The 19,255-nt window shown below is 38.0% G+C and carries 18 protein-coding genes and 3 pseudogenes; 12 read left to right on the top strand and 9 right to left on the bottom strand.

The features are described from left to right. Positions 1–2 precede the first annotated feature (2 nt). From efp to ACFILN_RS00915, 7 genes and pseudogenes are all read right to left on the bottom strand, one after another. Positions 3–578 carry an elongation factor P gene (gene efp / locus ACFILN_RS00945; protein WP_015856958.1) on the bottom strand — a complete coding sequence of 192 codons (576 nt, stop codon included), beginning with the start codon at positions 576–578 and terminating at the stop codon, positions 3–5. Between the two features lie 430 nt (positions 579–1,008). Further along, the gene (locus ACFILN_RS00940) at positions 1,009–1,407 is read right to left on the bottom strand and encodes a helix-turn-helix domain-containing protein (RefSeq protein ID WP_375670669.1); all 399 of its coding nucleotides are present in this window, start codon (positions 1,405–1,407) and stop codon (positions 1,009–1,011) included. A 338-nt stretch (positions 1,408–1,745) separates the two neighbouring features. Then, entirely contained in the window at positions 1,746–2,144 is a 399-nt protein-coding gene (locus ACFILN_RS00935; protein ID WP_375670663.1) for a hypothetical protein, read from the bottom strand. A gap of 631 nt (positions 2,145–2,775) precedes the next feature. After that, entirely contained in the window at positions 2,776–3,144 is a 369-nt protein-coding gene (locus ACFILN_RS00930; protein WP_375670661.1) for a helix-turn-helix domain-containing protein, read from the bottom strand. 606 nt (positions 3,145–3,750) lie between these two features. Continuing rightward, complete coding sequence (locus ACFILN_RS00925) at positions 3,751–4,794, bottom strand: tetratricopeptide repeat protein (RefSeq protein ID WP_375670660.1); 1,044 nt, start codon at positions 4,792–4,794, stop codon at positions 3,751–3,753. 364 nt (positions 4,795–5,158) lie between these two features. Next, on the bottom strand, positions 5,159–5,524 hold the full coding sequence (locus tag ACFILN_RS00920; protein WP_375670658.1) for a helix-turn-helix domain-containing protein: 366 nt from the start codon (positions 5,522–5,524) through the stop codon (positions 5,159–5,161). A 371-nt stretch (positions 5,525–5,895) separates the two neighbouring features. Continuing rightward, positions 5,896–6,295, bottom strand: a pseudogene (locus tag ACFILN_RS00915) (helix-turn-helix domain-containing protein). 465 nt (positions 6,296–6,760) lie between these two features. On the opposite strand from ACFILN_RS00915, the gene ACFILN_RS00910 reads away from it, so the two are divergent. Next, entirely contained in the window at positions 6,761–6,949 is a 189-nt protein-coding gene (locus tag ACFILN_RS00910) for an antitoxin (RefSeq protein ID WP_375613201.1), read from the top strand. 58 nt (positions 6,950–7,007) lie between these two features. Next, on the top strand, positions 7,008–7,238 hold the full coding sequence (locus ACFILN_RS00905; protein ID WP_375670667.1) for a type II toxin-antitoxin system RelE/ParE family toxin: 231 nt from the start codon (positions 7,008–7,010) through the stop codon (positions 7,236–7,238). A 267-nt stretch (positions 7,239–7,505) separates the two neighbouring features. Here ACFILN_RS00905 and ACFILN_RS00900 read toward each other — a convergent pair whose 3' ends face one another. Both ACFILN_RS00900 and ACFILN_RS00895 read right to left on the bottom strand, forming a co-directional pair. Beyond that, the gene (locus ACFILN_RS00900) at positions 7,506–8,276 is read right to left on the bottom strand and encodes a TIR domain-containing protein (protein WP_375670657.1); all 771 of its coding nucleotides are present in this window, start codon (positions 8,274–8,276) and stop codon (positions 7,506–7,508) included. 311 nt (positions 8,277–8,587) lie between these two features. Then, the gene (locus ACFILN_RS00895) at positions 8,588–9,250 is read right to left on the bottom strand and encodes a thiamine phosphate synthase (protein WP_375670655.1); all 663 of its coding nucleotides are present in this window, start codon (positions 9,248–9,250) and stop codon (positions 8,588–8,590) included. 365 nt (positions 9,251–9,615) lie between these two features. On the opposite strand from ACFILN_RS00895, the gene ACFILN_RS00890 reads away from it, so the two are divergent. The 10 genes and pseudogenes from ACFILN_RS00890 to tolR all read left to right on the top strand — a co-directional run bounded on the left by ACFILN_RS00890 (position 9,616) and on the right by tolR (position 19,177). Beyond that, positions 9,616–10,758, top strand: coding sequence for an OpgC family protein (locus ACFILN_RS00890; protein WP_375658041.1), 1,143 nt, complete (start codon positions 9,616–9,618; stop codon positions 10,756–10,758). Between the two features lie 179 nt (positions 10,759–10,937). Continuing rightward, positions 10,938–11,456 (top strand): DUF1465 family protein, encoded by a 519-nt coding sequence (locus ACFILN_RS00885; protein ID WP_375649927.1) that lies wholly within the window; start codon positions 10,938–10,940, stop codon positions 11,454–11,456. A 21-nt stretch (positions 11,457–11,477) separates the two neighbouring features. Then, a pseudogene (locus ACFILN_RS00880) lies at positions 11,478–11,756 on the top strand (DUF1465 family protein); the annotation flags it as partial. Positions 11,757–11,777: 21 nt separating this feature from the next. Beyond that, positions 11,778–12,092: pseudogene (locus ACFILN_RS00875) on the top strand (DUF1465 family protein); the annotation flags it as partial. 1,281 nt (positions 12,093–13,373) lie between these two features. Beyond that, on the top strand, positions 13,374–13,889 hold the full coding sequence (gene ruvC / locus ACFILN_RS00870; RefSeq protein ID WP_273790468.1) for a crossover junction endodeoxyribonuclease RuvC: 516 nt from the start codon (positions 13,374–13,376) through the stop codon (positions 13,887–13,889). Between the two features lie 13 nt (positions 13,890–13,902). After that, positions 13,903–14,517 carry a Holliday junction branch migration protein RuvA gene (gene ruvA / locus ACFILN_RS00865; RefSeq protein ID WP_375626548.1) on the top strand — a complete coding sequence of 205 codons (615 nt, stop codon included), beginning with the start codon at positions 13,903–13,905 and terminating at the stop codon, positions 14,515–14,517. 13 nt (positions 14,518–14,530) lie between these two features. After that, a complete protein-coding gene (gene ruvB, locus ACFILN_RS00860) occupies positions 14,531–15,625 on the top strand; it encodes a Holliday junction branch migration DNA helicase RuvB (protein ID WP_273790466.1) in 1,095 nt (364 codons plus the stop codon). A gap of 224 nt (positions 15,626–15,849) precedes the next feature. Then, positions 15,850–16,290 (top strand): tol-pal system-associated acyl-CoA thioesterase, encoded by a 441-nt coding sequence (gene ybgC / locus ACFILN_RS00855; RefSeq protein WP_273790465.1) that lies wholly within the window; start codon positions 15,850–15,852, stop codon positions 16,288–16,290. 1,706 nt (positions 16,291–17,996) lie between these two features. Further along, complete coding sequence (tolQ, locus tag ACFILN_RS00850; RefSeq protein ID WP_273790464.1) at positions 17,997–18,710, top strand: protein TolQ; 714 nt, start codon at positions 17,997–17,999, stop codon at positions 18,708–18,710. Positions 18,711–18,724: 14 nt separating this feature from the next. Then, positions 18,725–19,177: a protein TolR gene (gene tolR, locus ACFILN_RS00845; protein ID WP_375670653.1), complete on the top strand. Its 453-nt coding sequence runs from the start codon at positions 18,725–18,727 to the stop codon at positions 19,175–19,177. Positions 19,178–19,255 lie beyond the last annotated feature (78 nt).

The raw sequence follows: 19,255 nt of genomic DNA, 5'->3' as shown, positions 1-19,255 counted from the left end.
CTTTATTTATCTTTTTCATTTGCACGACGCAAATAAATCAACTCATTGGTGTCTACAATGATACGTTCACCAGCATTCATAAAGGGGGGAACAAGAATACGAATCCCGTTTTCAAGAATGGCGGGTTTATAAGAGGAGGTAACCGTTTGTCCTTTGATGGCAGGATCGGCTTCCGCAATCGTGACAGCAACTTGATCAGGAAGTGAGATGCCAATAGGCTTTTCTTGATAAAGTTCAACTGTGACAGTCATCCCATCTTGGAGAAACGCAGCACGTTCACCAACAAAATCCTTTTGAAGTTCAAGTTGTTCATAAGATTCTGAATCCATAAAGACCAAAGCATCCCCTTGTTGATAAAGAAATGTGAAATCCTTTTGTTCAAGGCGCACGCGTTCAACGGTCTCAGCAGCGCGAAATCGTTCATTAAGTTTTGTACCATCAATCAAATTTTTCATTTCAACTTGGTTAAATGCACCACCTTTTCCTGGTTTTACAGCGTTGCATTTAACTGCAACCCATAAACTTCCTTGATGTTCGATCACATTACCAGGGCGAATTTCATTGCCATTAATTTTCATCGTTTCTATCCAATTCTATTCTTGCAAAAAGAACTCTCTTGTTGTCTTTATGGTGCTTTTCTTTGCTGCCTTTAACAGTCAAGCTCTTTTGTTATTTTCGGGCTAAAATCCCTTTGATTAACCTTGCGGCTCTCTCATGGTCCTGTGTGCTCTTTATGGGCTTTCTCCTGCTTTTTGCAAAGAGAAAAGCTTAAGTAAAAAAGGACCTTTATGTATTTTTGCTTTTCAGTTCTTTGCAAGACCATAAAAAGCGCTCAGACGCAAGCTTTTTAAAAATTTGCACAAAAATTTTTTAGAATTTTTGGGGAAATTTATCCCGTTGTGTCGTAAAATATCATCATTGATGGCAATGATATAATTGATGGTAATGATATAAGTTCCCTAAAACCATGAGGTGTTTTTAATTAAGAATATGTGAATACGGAGTTTATTATGAGTGTCTCATGGGATAGAGCGTGGTGTGTGTTATCGCGGGGTGTTCGTTTGTATTCTTATCAGAGATCAGCTGTAAAAAGGCTTTCTGTTTTATCGAGATTAGGACTCTAAATTTTTTGAGAAGCAGGTATTTTTCTGTACTTGATGCGATTTCATCATGAGAGTACGGGGGCTGTTGTTTTGTTAAGATATCAGCATAGAAAAAGGAAAGTAGAACATTTGAGATATCGTCCATTTCTTTTAAACGCCCTGCGCTGACACGATTTAAGCCGTTTTCATATTTCTGGATTTGTTGGAAAGTAACACCTAAATGTTGACCTAATGTTTTTTGAGACATCTTTAGCATTTTTCGTCTCAAACGAATTTTTTTGCCAATGAATGTGCCACTGAAAATGTCGTTATAAGGATTTTACCAAGACCCTAGAAAATGCTACACGGGATATAGAAAACTCTTCAGCTGCTTCAATCACAGATAGTCCAAGTTTTGCATTTACATCTTCGCGTAACAATTCACTAGGGTGTGGGGCATTTTCATTATTTTTAGTATTCTTCTTTTCTTAAATCTTAAAGCTATAATTTACACTATTTTGTATTGTCACAATCTATAATAAAATTTATCCACTCTGGCTAAAAATGAGGGTTTTTATTGAGGTGCAAATCTCTTTGCCTTTCGCAAGAGCTTTTAAGTCTTTACGTGTAAAATATAGAGAATGTTTACATTAAATAGCGGGTTCATTTGGGCTGAGTACTTATATGAGCACGTGGTTCTCCGTTCACACTATACTGAAGAAGAGACACTATAGTGCTACTATTTAATCTTATTCTATAACTCAAATTCACACCCATGTTTTGCTGCTTTTGAGGTTGATCTGTATAGATCACATTATATCCATTCCGTCGCAACAGATTGATAAATAAAGGAGTAAAGCTGTCTGCTGTATTATTTTTCTTTATAAGAAGTGTGGTTGTAGCTGGTGGTAGAGATCTCTTGATATCGCTAATAAATTTGTTAGCAACTAATTGTGCCTGACGCTTTGTAAGATTTTGATCAACATAATTTGATGAATAATTGCCTACAGATGCGCAACCAGCCACCAACACAACCGGTGACAGCAATAAATATTTTAACATCTTTAATTCCCCTTACTTATTGTTGCTCTTTATTTGCGAAGCTCCTTTTCCAGAAATAAGAGCAACTTTACTTATGGCACATTAACAACATATCGGTATCTAATCAATCGGTTAAGTAATCAATGAATAATGGTTTCAGCTGTAAAGGTTTCTTGAAGTGCTTCTGGTGGCGTATATTTTAATAAACTGCTGCTTTTAGTGATTATGATAAAAAAGCAAATTTTTGCGTTTGCATGTTAAGATCACGTCCTCTATCACCATTATAAAATGATGCGTTAGGTTCTGTTTCAGATTGATCAAAAAAATTTTCAAGCATTGCTTTTTGAGGGCTATCTTTTTTTAAATACGCATGAATGCTTATCCTGTTTGCTGTAAAATGCTATCGTTTTAGGTGTGGTGCTATAAGGTATCAAACTTTGCATATGTGATGTTTTTATGAGAGTGTGTGGTGAATATTTGAGGGGGGCTTGTCCGGATAATCTTGTGAAATGAACCACATAAAATGGGAAGCTAAAAGAGTTCTTTTCTGAGAAGATGGATTGTTTACCAACCGGATAGGGAAGGGGCTTCTGTCCTTTGAGGGGTGGGAGGCAAGTCAAGAACAGAGAGTGTAGTGCCCTATATTATGATGTTAAAAGTTCTCATTCTGATCAGAGAGTAATTGTAAAATGGCTCTTTGTTTTATCGAGGTTAGAACTCTAAATCTTTTGAGCAGTAGGTATTCTTCTGTGCTTGATGCGATTTCATCATGAGGGTATGGGGGCTGTTGTTTTGCTGAGGTGTCCGCATAGAAAAAGACAAGTGGAACATTTAAGATATCGGCAATTTCTTTTAAACGCCCTGCGCTCACGCGATTTAAGCCTTTTTCATATTTCTGGATTTGTTGGAAAGTAACTCCTAAATGTTGACCTAATGTTTTTTGAGACATTTTTAGCATTTTTCGTCTCAAACGAATTTTTTTGCCAATGAAAATGTCGTTATCAAGATTTTTGGCTCGCATTTTAAAGCCCCCTCCGAGTGCGAGCGCCCTCGCATTGGTATTCCGGGAGTTAAAAACACTGAGTCCGAATCAGCATTTTGCTTTTAGTGCTTAAAGCACCTGGACATAGCAAAATCTCCCGGAATTCCGGGATACCCACAGAGTGGGTTCATTTTTATGTATCGGACCTTAGGGTTTTTAATCCCCGTTGATCGTTGCGTATACGATCAAAAATACCTTTAAATATGTAAAGTAATTTAGGAGGTTTGGCAATAAAAAATAGTTTTTTTATAAGAGACGGCGTGTTTTTCATCTAAGCAAAAAGAATGAAAAAATAGAGCTTTCGGAATTTTCAGGATAGCCTAGCTCTTTTGCTTATTGGATATTGTTTGCTTAAGCAAATGATACCAGTGCGTTTTCTTTACCAATGAAAATGTCGTTATCAAGATTTTTGGCTCGCATTTTAAAGCCCCCGCCGGTTGCGAGCGCCCTCGCGTTGGTATTCCGGGAGTCTAAAAACACTGACCTCAAATCAGCATTTTGCTTTTAGTGCTTAAAGCACCTGGACAGAGCAAAATCTCCCGGAATTTCTATAAATTTTATCTTTTTGATGCAGAGAGGAGTATTTTAAAAAACAGGAAGGAGCTTTATTGCTTCTTTGTGCGCTTTTTCTAGTTGTGCCTTATCCATGCCTTGGAGCATTATTTCAAGATCAGGAGCTTGCATTTTTGCCTCCTTTGCGAGCATATACCATGCCGCTGCCATTATTATATCGCCTTTTGTTCCTGTGCCATCTCGATAAAGCCTTGCAAGGGAAATCTGTGCTGGTGCTACCATGTTGATAGCATTTCTTTGAAGTAAATGAAAAGCACGCTGAAAATCTGTTTCTCCTCCACGCCCCTGTACAAGCCATTGTGCTAAATGAAGTTGAGCTTTTAAGTGATTGTTTTGAGCCGCTACCTCCATGAGCTTGCGGGCATTGCGATCATCTTTTGGTCGCTTTAACGTGCCTAAGGAAAGAATTTTTGCAGCAGAAAAAGCAGCATCAGCATCCCCAAGAGCAGCACCTTTTAAGTACCATTTTAAGGCTTGCTCTATTGCTTCATTTTCACGACTTTGGGAAGAAACACCAGGGAGAGCTTGTTTTTCCTGTGAGGCTTTATAAAGAAGCAGTTGTCCATAATAAAAATAGGCTTCCTTGACGCCTGCTTTGACAGCTTTTTGAATGAATTTCTCACCAAGTCCTTGATTTTGTTTTATAAAGTTACCATCAAACAACATAAGTCCATAGCGTAGTTGTGCTTGGGGTTCCCCCTGTTTTGCAGCGCGTTCAAACCATAAAGCAGCACGCGCACCGTCAATAGGAACAGCACATCCTTCCATATAAATTCGGGCAAGAAGAGTTTGTGCAAAAGGATCATTTTTTTCAGCACGTCGGAGTGCTTCACGAAAAGCTTTTAAATAATAACCTTGGATGTAATAGTCATAGGCTTGGTCATAGTCTCCAGCTTTTAAGGGCTGAAAGGGTTCTTGAGTGTTTGAAGCTTCTTGAATCGTATTGAAAGAGCTTTCAGAATTTGAGATTTCTTCAGTGTTTCCCGCTGAAATTACAGCAGAACTTGCAAGCCCAATCACGCCTAAGATAAGCAGCTTCACGCTTCTCTTGATCATGGTGTTTTCTCCTCATTACCGATCAGAATTTTCACATTTTTTTTTCATCATTACAAGCCGTATAAGAATTTCATTTCTATATTACTTTTTATCTCTCAGTTTTTCGTCTTGGTTCAAGGTAGGGTTGGGTAAGTTAAAAAAGTAGCATAAATGTCGACGAGAGACAGACTGTTTAAAACAGTTCTGTTAAAAATAATACAGTCCTGTTAAAAATAATAATGATGAGGGGTTATCGTATGTAAAGATGCTTATCTTCTATTATATCAATGGCTTATCCCCCTAAAATGAAAAAATGCTTACAATGGAGGTTGCTTTTTAAAATACGTATGAATGCTTATGAATAGCGCACGCTATCCGTGTGATGTTAGCTTGCATTCTCATTAGAGATCAGCTGTAAAAAGGCTTTCTTTTTTACCGTTGTTAGAACTCTAAATCTTTTGAGCAGCAGGTATTCCTCTGTGCTTGATGCGATTTCATCATGATGATATGGGGGCTGTTGTTTTGTAATGATATCGGCATAAAAAAAGGCAATGGGAACATTCAAAATATCAGAAATTTCCATTAATCGCCCTGCGCTGACACGATTTAAGCCTTTTTCATATTTTTGAATTTGTTGGAAGCTTACGCCTAAAGCGTGCCCTAAAGTTGTTTGAGACATTTTTAGCATTTTTCGTCTCAAACGAATTTTTTTGCCAATAAAAAGATCAATATTAAGATTTTGAGATTGCATTTTTCCCCGCCGGTTGCGAGCGCCCTCGCATGAGTATTCCGGGAGCTTGAAAGTACTGAAATCTAATCAGCTTTTTTTGCTTTTAGTGCTTAAAGCACCTGGACATAGCAAAAACTCCCGGAATTCCGGGATACCCACAAAGTGGGGTAAATTCATGTTTAGATTTTCGGGCTTTCAAGACCCTCTTGGTCGTTGCGTATGCGACCAAAACATCTTTTAATTCATAAAGTAATTTTAGAAAATTTACAATAAAAATTAAAATAGTGTCTCTTAACGTGTCGTTTCTTAAAACAGGGAGTTGGCATGTTTTGCATTCAAGCAATAAAGTGTTCACAAAGGGGACTTTGAATAGCACACACTATCGCGTTATGTTAGCTTGCATTCTCATCAGAGATCAGTTGTAAAAAGGCTTTCTTTTTTACCGTTGTTAGAACTCTAAATCTTTTGAGCAGCAGGTATTCCTCTGTGTTTGATGCGATTTCATCATGATGATATGGGGGCTGTTGTTTTGTAATGATATCGGCATAAAAAAGGCAATGGGAACATTCAAAATATCAGAAATTTCCATTAAACGCCCTGCGCTGACACGATTTAAGCCGTTTTCATATTTTTGAATTTGTTGGAAAGTGACACCTAAAGCGTGTCCTAAAGTTGTTTGAGACATTTTTAGCATTTTTCGTCTCAAACGAATTTTTTTGCCAATGAAAATATCATTATCAAGATCTTTGGTTCGCATTTTAAAGCCCCCGCCGGTCGCGAGCGCCCTCGCATGAGTATTCCGGGAGCTTGAAAATACTGAGTTCTAGTCAGCCTTTTTGCTTTTAGTGCTTAAAGCACCTGGACATAGCAAAAACTCCCGGAATTCCGGGATACCCACAAAGTGGGCTCATCTTTACGCTAGAACTTAGGGTTTTCAAGGCCCCTTTTGGTCGTTGCGTATGCGACCAAAACATCTTTTAATTCATAAAGTAATTTCAGGAAATTTACAATAAAAATAGTTTTTTACTTACAAAATTTGTTTTTTATGAGAGGCTATCCGCTTCTTAAATCTCTCTGGAATGATTGTCAAAATCATGACATTAGCCTTCGTGTTTTTTGAGAGGGTTAAAAAGCCTTAAGTTTTAAGATCAAAAGAACTTTGGACGCTTAAAAGTTAAACATTTTCAATTCGCTAATATTGACAACATAGACAAGAGTAATTATCTCCAATATTCAGGAATAGAAAGGACATATATTATGAAGCCCACCCTTTCTCCGCTAATTTCAGAGTTCGAAACCGTTGAACAGGAAAGCAGCTACACTGCATGGCTGCGCGATAAGGTAGCGAGCAGTCTTGCAAATCCATATCCTCCTATTCCGCATGATGAGGTTATGGCTGAAATGGAAGTTATAATCAGTCAGCTTGAAGCTGAACAGGACAAGTGATGCTTCCGGTTGTTTGGTTGTCTTCGGCGCGTGACGATTTGCGTCAGATGTTACCTATATTGCTCGCGAAAATCCATCTGCTGCGCGCCGCCGAATGAAAAGGTTTTTGGAAGCATCCGTACTGCCATTGGCTGAACATTCATATTTATACAGACAGAGTGAGAAGGTATTAGGATTACGAGAAATTGTAGCACATCCAAATTACCTTATATTGTATCGAGTAGCTGCAAATCAAATCGAAATTGTAGCTGTAGTACATGCTCGACGTGAATTTCCTATTTTTCTTTAATCTAATCAGAGGCTGCCTCTTAAACCTTTCTGGAACAATTACCAAAATCATGACAACAGCCTCCGCGTTTATCAAAGAGACTAAAATGATCTTCTACGGTAGTGAATTCACGCGCGGTCTCTTCATTAAAATTTGCACAATCGCTTGCTGTTTGAATAAGAGTGGGGGGTGATCGTTTCTCTGTGCTATAGGATGTGTGTCTGTGGAATGTGGTGGAGTGCCTTGTGGTTTTGGGCGTGCGCTTTAAAAAATAAACATAAGCATTATTCAAATTGAATTTAATGCATGAGTAACTTTCTTTTCATCTAATTTCTTTGCATCTAAATTGAAGCCGGCTTCACATAGTCGATGAGAAAGATCTTTAAGTGTTTCTTTTACGTGTTCTTTAAAAGGAAGGTATATAATTCCATTAATATCTGAAGGGAGTTCAAGGTCTTGTTTTTTTAGAATAGCGACATTTTTGCGAGAAAGCGCAGACATTAACATGCCCATTTCGAAAATAACGTTTTGTCGCGCACGGGGTTGTGCTGCTTTTTTGCCGGCAGATTTGGCATAGCCTATATCATCGGGAGTAAGCAGCACAATACCAAATTTTATGAAATCGCTACAGATTCCTTTTTCTAAAGCTTCAATGATGGTTAAGCCATTCCCGCCAGTATTTTGTAAAATGTATGGTTCAAGATTAAAATCATTAAGAATAGATGTAAGTTGCTTTAGGGCAGTACGGTCATGACCATGAACGATAAAAATTTTTTTAGGAGAAGATTCTAAGGTATTGGAAGCAGTCTTTGGAGAAGGATTCGTTGATGTTTCTTGTATGTGTTTAACCAAAGCTTTTTCTAGATTTGTCACAGCGGATTCTTTGCCTTGAACGTTGATTGTTCCTGTGCTTTCATACCAATTAATAACGCCTCCTTCGGAGGTTTTGATCTGATATCCTTTAGAAGAATTAAGTGATAGAGACTTAGTTTCTATGATTTTATATCCAGCTGTTTTAACTATATCTTTAAGGTCTTCGAAGGTGCCGCTATATTTCACTGTTTATATTCTTTCAATATCGCTGGTTATTAATATAAAATGTTGATTTATTTTTATAACTATTTGAATTTAAATAGCTTTATGATTTCATTTTCTTATACAATGCACAAAAAGAGACGGTCACCTTCCATTCAATTGATTGAAACGTGGGAAAACTTGACTAAATGATGGGAAATTTTACTGCGTGATGAAGCGATCTGATTGAATTGTGAATGAACGAAACGAATTTTTCTCCTATTTATATATTCCATTATGTTCTCTATATAAGGAACACGAAAGTTAACGCTTTATTTATAAATTTTCTTCCTATATTACAAGGGGGTTTTCTCACATTTTTCTTGCATTGTTTTAAGCAGTATTAAGGGGTTGTCGTTCCCCAAAATGACTTCTTCTACAGCAATGAATTCACATCCAGTCTTTAAGACTTCATCAAAGGTTGAAAAATCGCTTCCTGCTTGGATAATGGCGGGGGTTTGCATAATTTCTGCCCACCATGTTGCTAACTGGAGATTGCGGGGGTGCGCTTGGGGTTTTTTATCAGCACCGAGTTTTCCAAAGAACAGGTAATCAACACCTGTTTCCGCTGCAAGCATAGCACTATGGCGATTGCGTAAATTGCCAAAGCCTATGATTTTTTGTTCCTTTTGCTGATTTTTGAAGCTTTCAAGAGCGTTAAGATCATCTTCTATGTGCAATCCATCAGCCTTTATGCGCCCAGCAATGCGGCTGTCATCAGCGATGAGAAGGGCTGCGTCATGATGTTGAATATCTTCTGCGTAAGTTTGCGCTTGTTGTTGTAAAAAAGAGCCATCATCTTTCAACCTTTCAGAATCATGGAGGATGACGCATGCAAAAGACTTTGTTTGCAAAATTTGCTGCAAAAATGTGTGTGGGGTGTTGCGCCGAACATCAAGTGTTAAAATCAACTGAGGGAAAAGAGGTGGATCAATTGGTTTATTTTTTTGTTGTGTCATGTCAAATCCCTATTTCTTAGAAAAAATAATGCTTAAAAATTAAAGTTTCATTCTATTATGCTTATTTGTGATAAAAGTGCCCACCATTTTCACGTAATTTAAAGGATTTGTGGGTGTGTGGGAGCCTGCTTATGAGAAATGAAAGTGTTTTAAAGCATAATATGTTGCCTTTTTGTTGTGATACACGTATGGACGCTTTTCGTTCTTTTGCCTTTAAAAAACTTTTGCCTTTTAAAAAATAAACGCTTAAAATGAAACTTGACACTTAAAAATTAAAATTTCATCCTGTTCATGCTTGTTGGCAATAAGGGTAAGCACCATTTTTATGGGACTTCAAGGGGGGTGTGACGTGTGGGAGTCCACTGATGAAATACCAAGGTATTCTTGAGCATAATACTCAACCTTTTCGCCGTGATACACGTATTGATGTTTTTCGTTCTTTAGCCTTATTGACGATTTTCATCAACCATATTCCCAGAACGATCTATGAGTCTTTTACTTATAGAAATTTCGGTTTTTCTGATTGTGCAGAAGTGTTTGTTTTGCTTTCAGGGATTGCTCTTGGGTTAAGCTTTCATGGACGGTTACAGCAAAAATCCTTTGCTTTTATTATCCGAAAACTTTGGTACAGAGCTCTGCAGCTCTATGGTGCATATCTTTTTACTACTTTTGTCACGTTAAGTCTTTTTTTTGCTGCCTTTTTATTATGGAAAACAGAAAAACTTTTATCGATGAACAATGTGGGACTCTTTTTTAAAGAGCCTGGTATCGCATTTTTGAGTACCTTAAGCTTTGGGCATCAATTGGGATATAATAATATTCTTCCTCTTTATATCGTTTTGATGTTTTTTGCGCCTTTTATCCTTTATTTGAGTTGTAAGCAGACAAAATGGCTGCTTTTGGGCTCCTTTACACTGTATCTTATCTGCGGATTTTATAAAATTGCTCCTCCTTCTTATCCTTTAAAGGGAAAGTGGTTTTTAAATCCTTTGTCTTGGCAATTCTTATTTGTCATAGGATTGACCAGTACTTTAGCGCTTAAACAAGGAAAAAAAATCGCTTTTCAGTCTTTTTGGATTGTTTGTGCGGCAGCGTATCTCTTGTTGGCGCTGTTATGGGTTCGCTTAAACTGGTGGGGCATTTTGGGGTGGCTTGGCTGGTCTTCCCCATTGTTGAACTTTAATAAAACCTTTTTAAGCTTGCCACGTTTACTCCATGTTCTTGCATTAGCCTTTCTCATTCTTTCTTTGCCGTGCATCAATAAATGGTTTTATGTCTCTCAGAAACATCCTTTAGCAATTTTAGGAAAACATAGTTTACCGGTCTTTGTAACGGGAACCATTTTTGCGATGTTTGGACAAATTATAAAAACAGTGATGACAGAAACGTTTTTTTCCGATACCCTCTTAATAATAACGGGTATTGCTTTGCAATTTGGAGTCGCTTATTATTGTGAAAAACGGCAATCTTGGCAGTGGTCATTTTCAAGGAAAATGATCCGTTTATAAAAAACATTCCTATAGTGTTTGTTGGGCACGTTAACCTTAGTATAAAAAGTGCGTTGCGCAAAAAAATTAAAAGAGGTAGCAGTTTTAAAAAAAGCGTTCTATACAGCAACAAAAGAAACTTTTTAATACTCTGTTCGTTGAGTGGTATAATTTTGTGCTGATACTTGGAGTATAAAAGCGTGAGTGTACATAAACGTCCATATGATGAACCTATTATCATGATTGAGCATAATGCTTTTGAAAATGCTTTTAATCGTCTCTATGAAGAAACAATGGCGCTGATTGAAAAAACCGCAGCGTATATTGACTCAGAAGGGAAATTAGTAGCACGCTCTCTTTCGGCAGAGGTTTCTGCAATCTATGCAAAAGAGGCTATGTATTTAAGTACACGACTTATGCAAATCGCTTCTCAACTCCTTCTTCTTCGCGCAGAGCGTGAAGGGGAAATGTCATCAGAACAAATAAAAAAAGAAATTGTAAAAGTGTCACTTCATACACCGACATTGGAACTTGAAACCCCGCATTGGCATGAATTGCCAGAAATTTTTCGCCAATTTGTTTCTCATTCATTGCGTTTAGAAGCGCGGATAACCTATATGCGTGCTGGGTGGGAAACTGCGGCCTCCTGTGCTCTAGAAGATGATAATCCAGTGGGAAAACAAATCGAATTGCTCAAAACAGCCTTTGGGCGTTCTTAGAGGTACTCCCTTGCTTTGTGCGAAGGGGAAATGTCATCAGAACAAATAAAAAGAAATTGTAAAAGTGTCACTTCATACACTGAGCATTGGAACTTGAAACCCCTCATTGGCATGAATTGCCAGAAGTTTTTCGCCAATTTGTTTCTCATTCATTGCGTTTAGAAGCGTGCATTTTTTTCATTTAGAGATGCTGCTGTAGTTTAAGCACTTTGGTCAATAAGCGGCGGCTTTATCTTGAACGATGATAATCCAGTGGGAAAACAAATCGAATTGCTCAAAACAGCCTTTGGGCGTTCTTAGAGGTACTCCCTTACTTTGTGCGAAGGGGAAATGTCATCAGAACAAATAAAAAGAAATTGTAAAAGTGTCACTTCATACACTGAGCATTGGAACTTGAAACCCCTCATTGGCATGAATTGCCAGAAGTTTTTCGCCAATTTGTTTCTCATTCATTGCGTTTAGAAGCGTGCATTTTTTTCATTTAGAGATGCTGCTGTAGTTTAAGCACTTTGGTCAATAAGCGGCGGCTTTATCTTGAACGATGATAATCTAGTGGGAAAACAAATCGAATTACTGAAAACAGCTTTTGGGCGTGCTGAGAATAATAGCTCCTTGCTTCTTTCTTGCGATATTTAGAGCAGTATACCCATTTTTTTTTACAACCGAAATTTCACAACTAAAACTAATCTAGAGTGCTTTTTTCTGCCTAATTTCTATTTGAGCGTAGGAAATATCTTGAGCTTATAGCTGAAGGGTATAGGTATTGATTGTAAATTATGGCATGGGATGGAGTATGGTTGGTTTTGTGGGAAATCGGCTTTGGTTGATTGCATCTGGAACACTTTCTGTTGATCTATCGTGTGATTTTGTTTTGGTTATGATAATGATCTGGCTCTAAGATAGAGTAGGGGCTTGTACATCAATTTATTTATGCTCTATAATTTATGCCTATAAAGCTGCTGTAAAGTGTGTGTTAATGAGGATGATACACATTGTTACAGTTTTTGGGCTTCTTTTGTTTTGAATGGAAGGTATTTTCCTTCGCGTAAAATAAAATATCCAAAATAAAATGCCATATAGTGCCATATAATGAATGTCCCATGGGTTCCTTGTGCCCCTATGCATGTTCCTCTCTATGAAATGTCCCTCTCTACGCAATGTCATTGTGGTGTGATGAGTATATTCAAAAATATCTCTCAGTTCTTATTCACATCCGTTGAGCCTCTCTCATTTTTACGCTTGCAAAGGAAAAAGCCGGCACTATCATCATCTTTACCACTCCCCAATGTTGCGGCAGCCTTTGGAACTTGAGACAATTCATTAGAAGCATTATTTTTAGTCCTTTCTTGTACAGTTTCACTCTATACGGCAATCCCACGTTTCATATGTAAGAGAATGGTTTTGATTGCTTCAATATAAACAGATTTGTAATGAGAAAATCTTAGGATATTCGGGATTCTTATGCAACATACAAAATAATTAATTATCTTTATAAATCAACGTGTTGTCGTGTTATGGTAGCGTCATGCTATAATGTAAAAAGTTTTCGCAAAGTGTGTAGCATCTGTTTCATAGCCTCTTTATACTTATGAATGTACAATCCAGCACTGATCTATTTGCTCGCTTGCGATGTTTAACCGTTATGGCATTGGATATGATATAGAAAGGGAATTTTTATGCTTTAGAGGGTGCTTGATAAGGTGCTTGCTTGTGATGTGTGAATGGTTTTGATTGATTTCAGTTATGCTTCATAAAGTATGTTTCATAAAGATGCTGTTCGTTGCGTGTTATAATTGTATAAATTTGGGGGGATGATTATCTTTTTACTGGTTTTGTCTTGGGTTGCTGTTTTCTTTGTGGTCTTGTCTTTATTCACATCTTTATTCACAGGGGGGAAAAGTGTATAGACTGTAGTTTATGGCAGAGACGATTCGTATTATAGGCATTGATCCCGGATTACGGCGTACAGGGTGGGGCGTTATCGATGTTGCGGGTAATCGTCTTCAGTTTATTGCAGCAGGGACGGTTTCTTCTGATGTAAAGTGTGAGCTGGCTTCCAGACTATGTCAGATCCACAAAGGTCTTTCAGAGGTTGTGCATCAATTTATGCCCCATGAAGCTGCTGTAGAACATGTGTTTGTCAATAAAGATGCTACAGCAACTTTAAAACTTGGGCAAGCACGTGCAATTGCACTGCTGGTTCCTGCGCAAGCAAATCTTCCTGTTTTTGAATATGCGCCCAACAAAGTGAAAAAATCGGTTATTGGTGTTGGACATGGGGCTAAAGAACAAATCCATATGATGGTCAAAGTTCTCCTCCCACGGGCTGAATTTGATAGCAGTGATGCGGCTGATGCTCTTGCTCTTGCTCTTTGTCATAGTATGCACCGTAACAGTATTGACCTATCTTATCAGGCAAGGAAGGCGATATGAGTGGGGTGGCAACATGATTGGCAAATTAAAGGGCACTCTTGAACATATCTTTGATGATCATATCCTTCTTGATGTGCACGGTGTGGGTTATGTTGTTTTTGTGTCAAATCGGCTGCGTCCTTCTTTACCCTCTGTTGGGGAGGCGTTAAGCCTTTTTATTGAAACGCATGTTCGGGAAGACGCAATCCGCCTTTTTGGTTTTGCTACAAGAGCTGAACAGGAGTGGTTTTGTCTTCTACAAAATGTTCCTGGAGTAGGGGCAAAGGTTGCTTTGGCAATCTTGGGTACTTTATCGCCAGATGAACTTGCACAGGCTATTGCCTTAAACGATGTTGCGATGATTAGTCGAGCGCCGGGCGTTGGTAAAAAAGTCAGTGAAAGAATTGTGGGTGAGTTGAAAAGTAAAACACTCCCCTTTGAACAAGCGCTCAAGACTGTTTCGGTTCCTCAGCGTGAGATGACCAATCAACCTGCGCATGATGCGCTTTCCGCGTTGATGAAGCTAGGGTTTGAACGGGAGCATGCATCCCGTGCTCTTGCTCTTGCGATGAACGCTCTTGAGGGGGAAACTGTTTCTTCTGCCCTGCTGATCCGCCATAGTCTCAAATTGCTTTCTTCTCCTACTTAAAATCAAGGTAACAATGCATAAAGATGAAGATAAACGCCTTCTGGGTTCCGCTTCCCTTCCTAACGATCCAGATCGTTCCTTAAGACCACAAGTTCTCGATGACTTTATTGGTCAAGAAGCGGCACGGGCTAATTTAAAAATATTTATTGAAGCAGCAAAAACGCGGCAAGAAGCGCTGGATCACGTTTTGTTTGTAGGACCACCGGGGTTGGGAAAAACAACGCTTTCACAGATTATGGCAAAAGAATTAGGCGTTAATTTTCGCTCTACTTCAGGGCCGGTCATTGCTAAAGCAGGAGATTTAGCCGCTCTCTTGACCAATCTTGAAGAACGTGATGTCTTGTTTATTGATGAAATTCATCGCTTAAATCCGGCGATTGAGGAAATTCTTTATCCAGCCATGGAAGATTATCAACTGGATTTGATCATTGGGGAGGGGCCGGCCGCACGCTCGGTGAAAATTGATCTGGCTAAATTTACTTTGGTAGCGGCAACCACACGTTTGGGGCTTTTGACCACACCGCTGAGAGACCGTTTTGGCATCCCAATTCGTCTCAATTTTTATACGATAGAAGAATTAGAATATATTGTGCAGCGTAATGCGCGGCTTTTTGCCGTCAAGATTAGTGATGATGGTGCCCATGAAATTGCACGCCGAGCACGGGGGACCCCTCGTATTGCCGGACGGCTTTTACGACGCGTTTGTGATTTTGCTTTGGTTAAACAAGCAAAACAAATTGACCAAAAAATCGCCGATGAAGCGCTTTCGCGCCTTGAGGTCGATCATCTTGGTCTTGATCCGCTTGACCGTCGCTACTTGCTTCTGATTGCGGAAACTTTTTTAGGGGGACCGGTGGGGATTGAAACGATTGCTGCTGCTTTATCAGAACCACGCGATGCCATTGAAGATATTGTTGAACCGTATTTGCTCCAACAAGGTTTTATTCAAAGAACTGCTCGTGGACGCATTCTAACTGAAAAGGCTTGGAGCCATTTAGGGCTTTCTGCTCCAGCCTCTACAACGTCTATACAAAGGCGTTCTCAACTTTCTGATGCTCAAGACAATTCATTACTTCAGACGTCTTTATGGGATGGGGAAGATGACTAAGGCATTTCTTCATTAAAAGAAACTATTTGAACATTTTATAGCAAGGTCATAAAATACAAGAGACGTGCTTCCTTTAACATATTCTGGTCGAAAAAGTTTGGCACTATTGAGGGTTTTTTGCTTTTGCTTTCCACAACTTCAACACAAAAATGTGTTCAATCTTTTGATTGATAAACAATTTGCTATATTAGCTATATTAGATGATTTTATGGGGCATGAAGTCGATGACAGAAATAACACCTTTTAAGAGCAATCATACAAACGCTTTTCATAATTTTCAGGTCCGCGTTTATGTTGCTGATACAGATTTTTCCGGTGTGGTTTATCATGCGCGTTATCTTGAGTTTTTTGAACGAGGACGTTCAGAGTTTTTACGAGATGCCGGTTTTAATAATAAGATGTTAGCAGCAGGGGTTGAGGGAGAAAAACTGTTTTTTGTTGTTCGTCATATGGAAATTAATTTTTCAAGACCAGCTAAAATTGATAATCTTTTAGTCGTTAAAACACGTGTTACTCATATCCAAGGGGCACGCTTTTTTATGGAGCAATCTATTTTGCATGAGATGACCACGTTGGTAACAGCCAAAGTTGAAATTGCTCTGATTAATGAGGAGGCAAAACCGCGACGTTTACCCAAAGAACTTTTTGCAAAAATTCTTGGTTAAAAGTATTATTCATTGAACCAGCAGCTTTAGGAGAGATCGGCAGATATAAAGTAATCTACAATCTAAAACTATACATTTATCATAGCCTAAATGTTTTCCAACAAGGTTACACGATACAGCAAAAGAAAACAGCTCTGCTACAACACTACAATAAATTGAAGATGATATTTCACAAAATTAAACACGCCTCATCCATGTTATGATTCAAAAACAATGTCGCCTCATCCATTTTCTGCTATAAACTCAAGATATTTTCTTTCTTTTGAAGAAAGGTTTATTGGCATCGGAAAACAGCGAAAAGTACAAAAAAATAAATAAAAAATGGATTAAGATTTGTTTTTATAAAAATGCACATACCCAGCGCAATATTGCAATAAAGTGATAATAAGCCATTAGGTCGAAAATTGTCTAAAAACGCCCAAAGGGTGTTTTTAAGCAATTTGATTTGTTTTTTTACTGGATTGTCATTTGGCATCACAAGAGCGCGTGTTTCATCCATTTCTATCTATAATGCATCACTTTATGTGCGCTTCTAAGCGTAGTAAATGAGTGAGAGATCAATGTATATAAAGCAGAAATGCATTCTTGATTTAAAGTTTCAAAAGCATATTATTATATAATATATTGACTTAGAAAGATAAATTATCACTTCTCACGGGTACAAACCCTAATAGAGGAATAAAATACTTTGCATTTCAAATCTGTTCATGTTGAAACAATTAAAATCATTTGCTTACACATCATAAGAGAGCAATATAAATCATTGAAAAAATTGTAAAAATGTTCCTTATGTATCATTTTCAATGCAATAACGATCAAATATCGCAAGAGAGCAAAGAGAGCGAAGAAGCTGGTTTTCATGAAGTAAAGACGTGAAAAGGCTTTTTTCATATCACAGAAGCTTTTACGTTATACCATAGTGCCAGAGAGATGATAGGCATTGAAAGAGGCAAATTCACAACACAATGAGATTACATGAGACTTACACTAGATTATATAGGACTTGTAGGGGTGCGTGGGGGAGGCGCATTGTCGTGAGGTATGGTAGGGTGGTTTAGTGTCGTTTTTTTGCCCGATGGTGTGATCTTATTAAAGAATGAGAGAAACAATAGCCTGAGGCAAAGCATAATTTTTCATGATGATAACATATTTATTTATAATGATAATTCACTGCGTTGCAATTTTTAGATAATTCTGAAACTTGTAAGATTTTTTCTTTTCAAGCTCTATTGCTGCGAATTAATTAAAAACATTTTCTTACATGTCACAAGCGGGGTTGATGAGTGGGTACAAAAACACTTAAGAAAGGAATAAAATGCTTCTTATGAATCTTTTCAAGTGCTAAGACTTATTGCAGCATTTTAAGCTTAAAACGCGTATGATGGTTTAGCGTTCTTTATCATAAGCGTAAAGATGGTGGTGCATAATAGATTTTATATTATGCATTTTTATATCTTTTATTTTTATAGTATTTATGGAGAAGTTCTTATCGTTATATTTTTCATAAATGCTGTTGTGAAATGAGGAGGGGCCTGCATTGAGGGATGTCTCTCGTCATCACTTTTTAAGGAAATTTAAGAAACAAGTCTTGTTTTAGCGCATGGATTTATGTGAGACTAGAGTTTTTACTTAAATTTAGAAACTATAAAATAATCTGTTTTATAAAACTTTTAAAAATACACCTTTCATTTAGAGGGACAAAAATTATGCCGCATGGTGAACTAACAAATCCGGAAACAATTGGAATGTTGCATTTGTTTATGCAAGCGAGTTGGATCGTGAAAGGTGTTATGATTGGGTTGCTGCTCGCTTCCATCTGGAGTTGGGCAATTATTTTTGATAAAATTTTTACGTATCGGAGAATACGGCGTGAAATAAAGCAGTTTGAACGTACATTTTGGTCCGGCAAAGCGCTAGAAGATCTTTATGCATCATGCAAAAGTCAACGTACAAATAGTATATCCGCAGTTTTTATAGCAGCAATGGTTGAATGGAAAAAATCTCTTGAAAAAGGGACCCATACATCGAAAAGTTTGCAGAGCAGAATTGATAAGGCTATGGATTTGACGCTGGGACGTGAAAGTGAAAAAATAGAATCAAAATTAAGTTTTCTTGCGACACTGGGGTCTGCTGGACCTTTTATCGGACTTTTTGGAACAGTTATTGGTATTATGGAGTCTTTTCTTTCTATTTCAGCTTCTCAAAATACATCACTTGCCATTGTCGCGCCGGGGATTGCAGAAGCGCTTTTGGCAACCGCTATTGGTTTGTTTGCAGCAATTCCAGCCGTTATTGCTTATAACAAGTTGACTCATGAAAGTGCGCGCATCATTGCACAAATAGAAAATTTTGCCGATGAATTTTCAACAATTGTATCGCGGCGTATTGATGAAACACGCACAGCACCTTCCTCTTTATAAAAAGGAGCTTATCCATGGGCGTTTCTGTTGCTTCTTCTTCTCGCAAAAATACACGTAGGCGGCATCATTCACGAAGCCAACTGATGAGTGAGATCAATGTCACTCCTTTTGTGGATGTCATGCTGGTCTTGTTGATTATTTTTATGGTCTCTGCTCCCCTTTTAGTGAACGGTGTTCCTCTAGATTTGCCTCGTAGTCAAGCGGGTCCCGTACGAGCTCAAAAAACACCCCTTACGGTTTCACTTGACGCGCAAGGGCGCTTTGCCATTAATCAAGATTATTATGAAACGTCACAGGCCCTGATTGCACACCTGAAAACTCTTCTGGAAGCAGATGTTACACAAAAAGATCAACGGGTTTTTGTGCGGGTTGCTAAAACTGTTGAATATCAGCAGGTATTAAAATTGCTGGCGGATATTCAAAAAGCGGGGTTTTCTCAAGTTGCGTTAGCAAGTCTAGCACAATAAATAATAAGTAATAAAATTGCGCATAACCGGTTGTTTTTAATTTTTTTTTTAAAAAGAGCATAGAGTGATTAAAAATGA

Source organism: Bartonella sp. CL434QHHD (assembly GCF_042195145.1).
Classification (GTDB): domain Bacteria; phylum Pseudomonadota; class Alphaproteobacteria; order Rhizobiales; family Rhizobiaceae; genus Bartonella.
The sequence above is the reverse complement of the archived record's forward strand: the minus strand, read 5'-3'. Positions and strand labels throughout refer to the sequence as shown.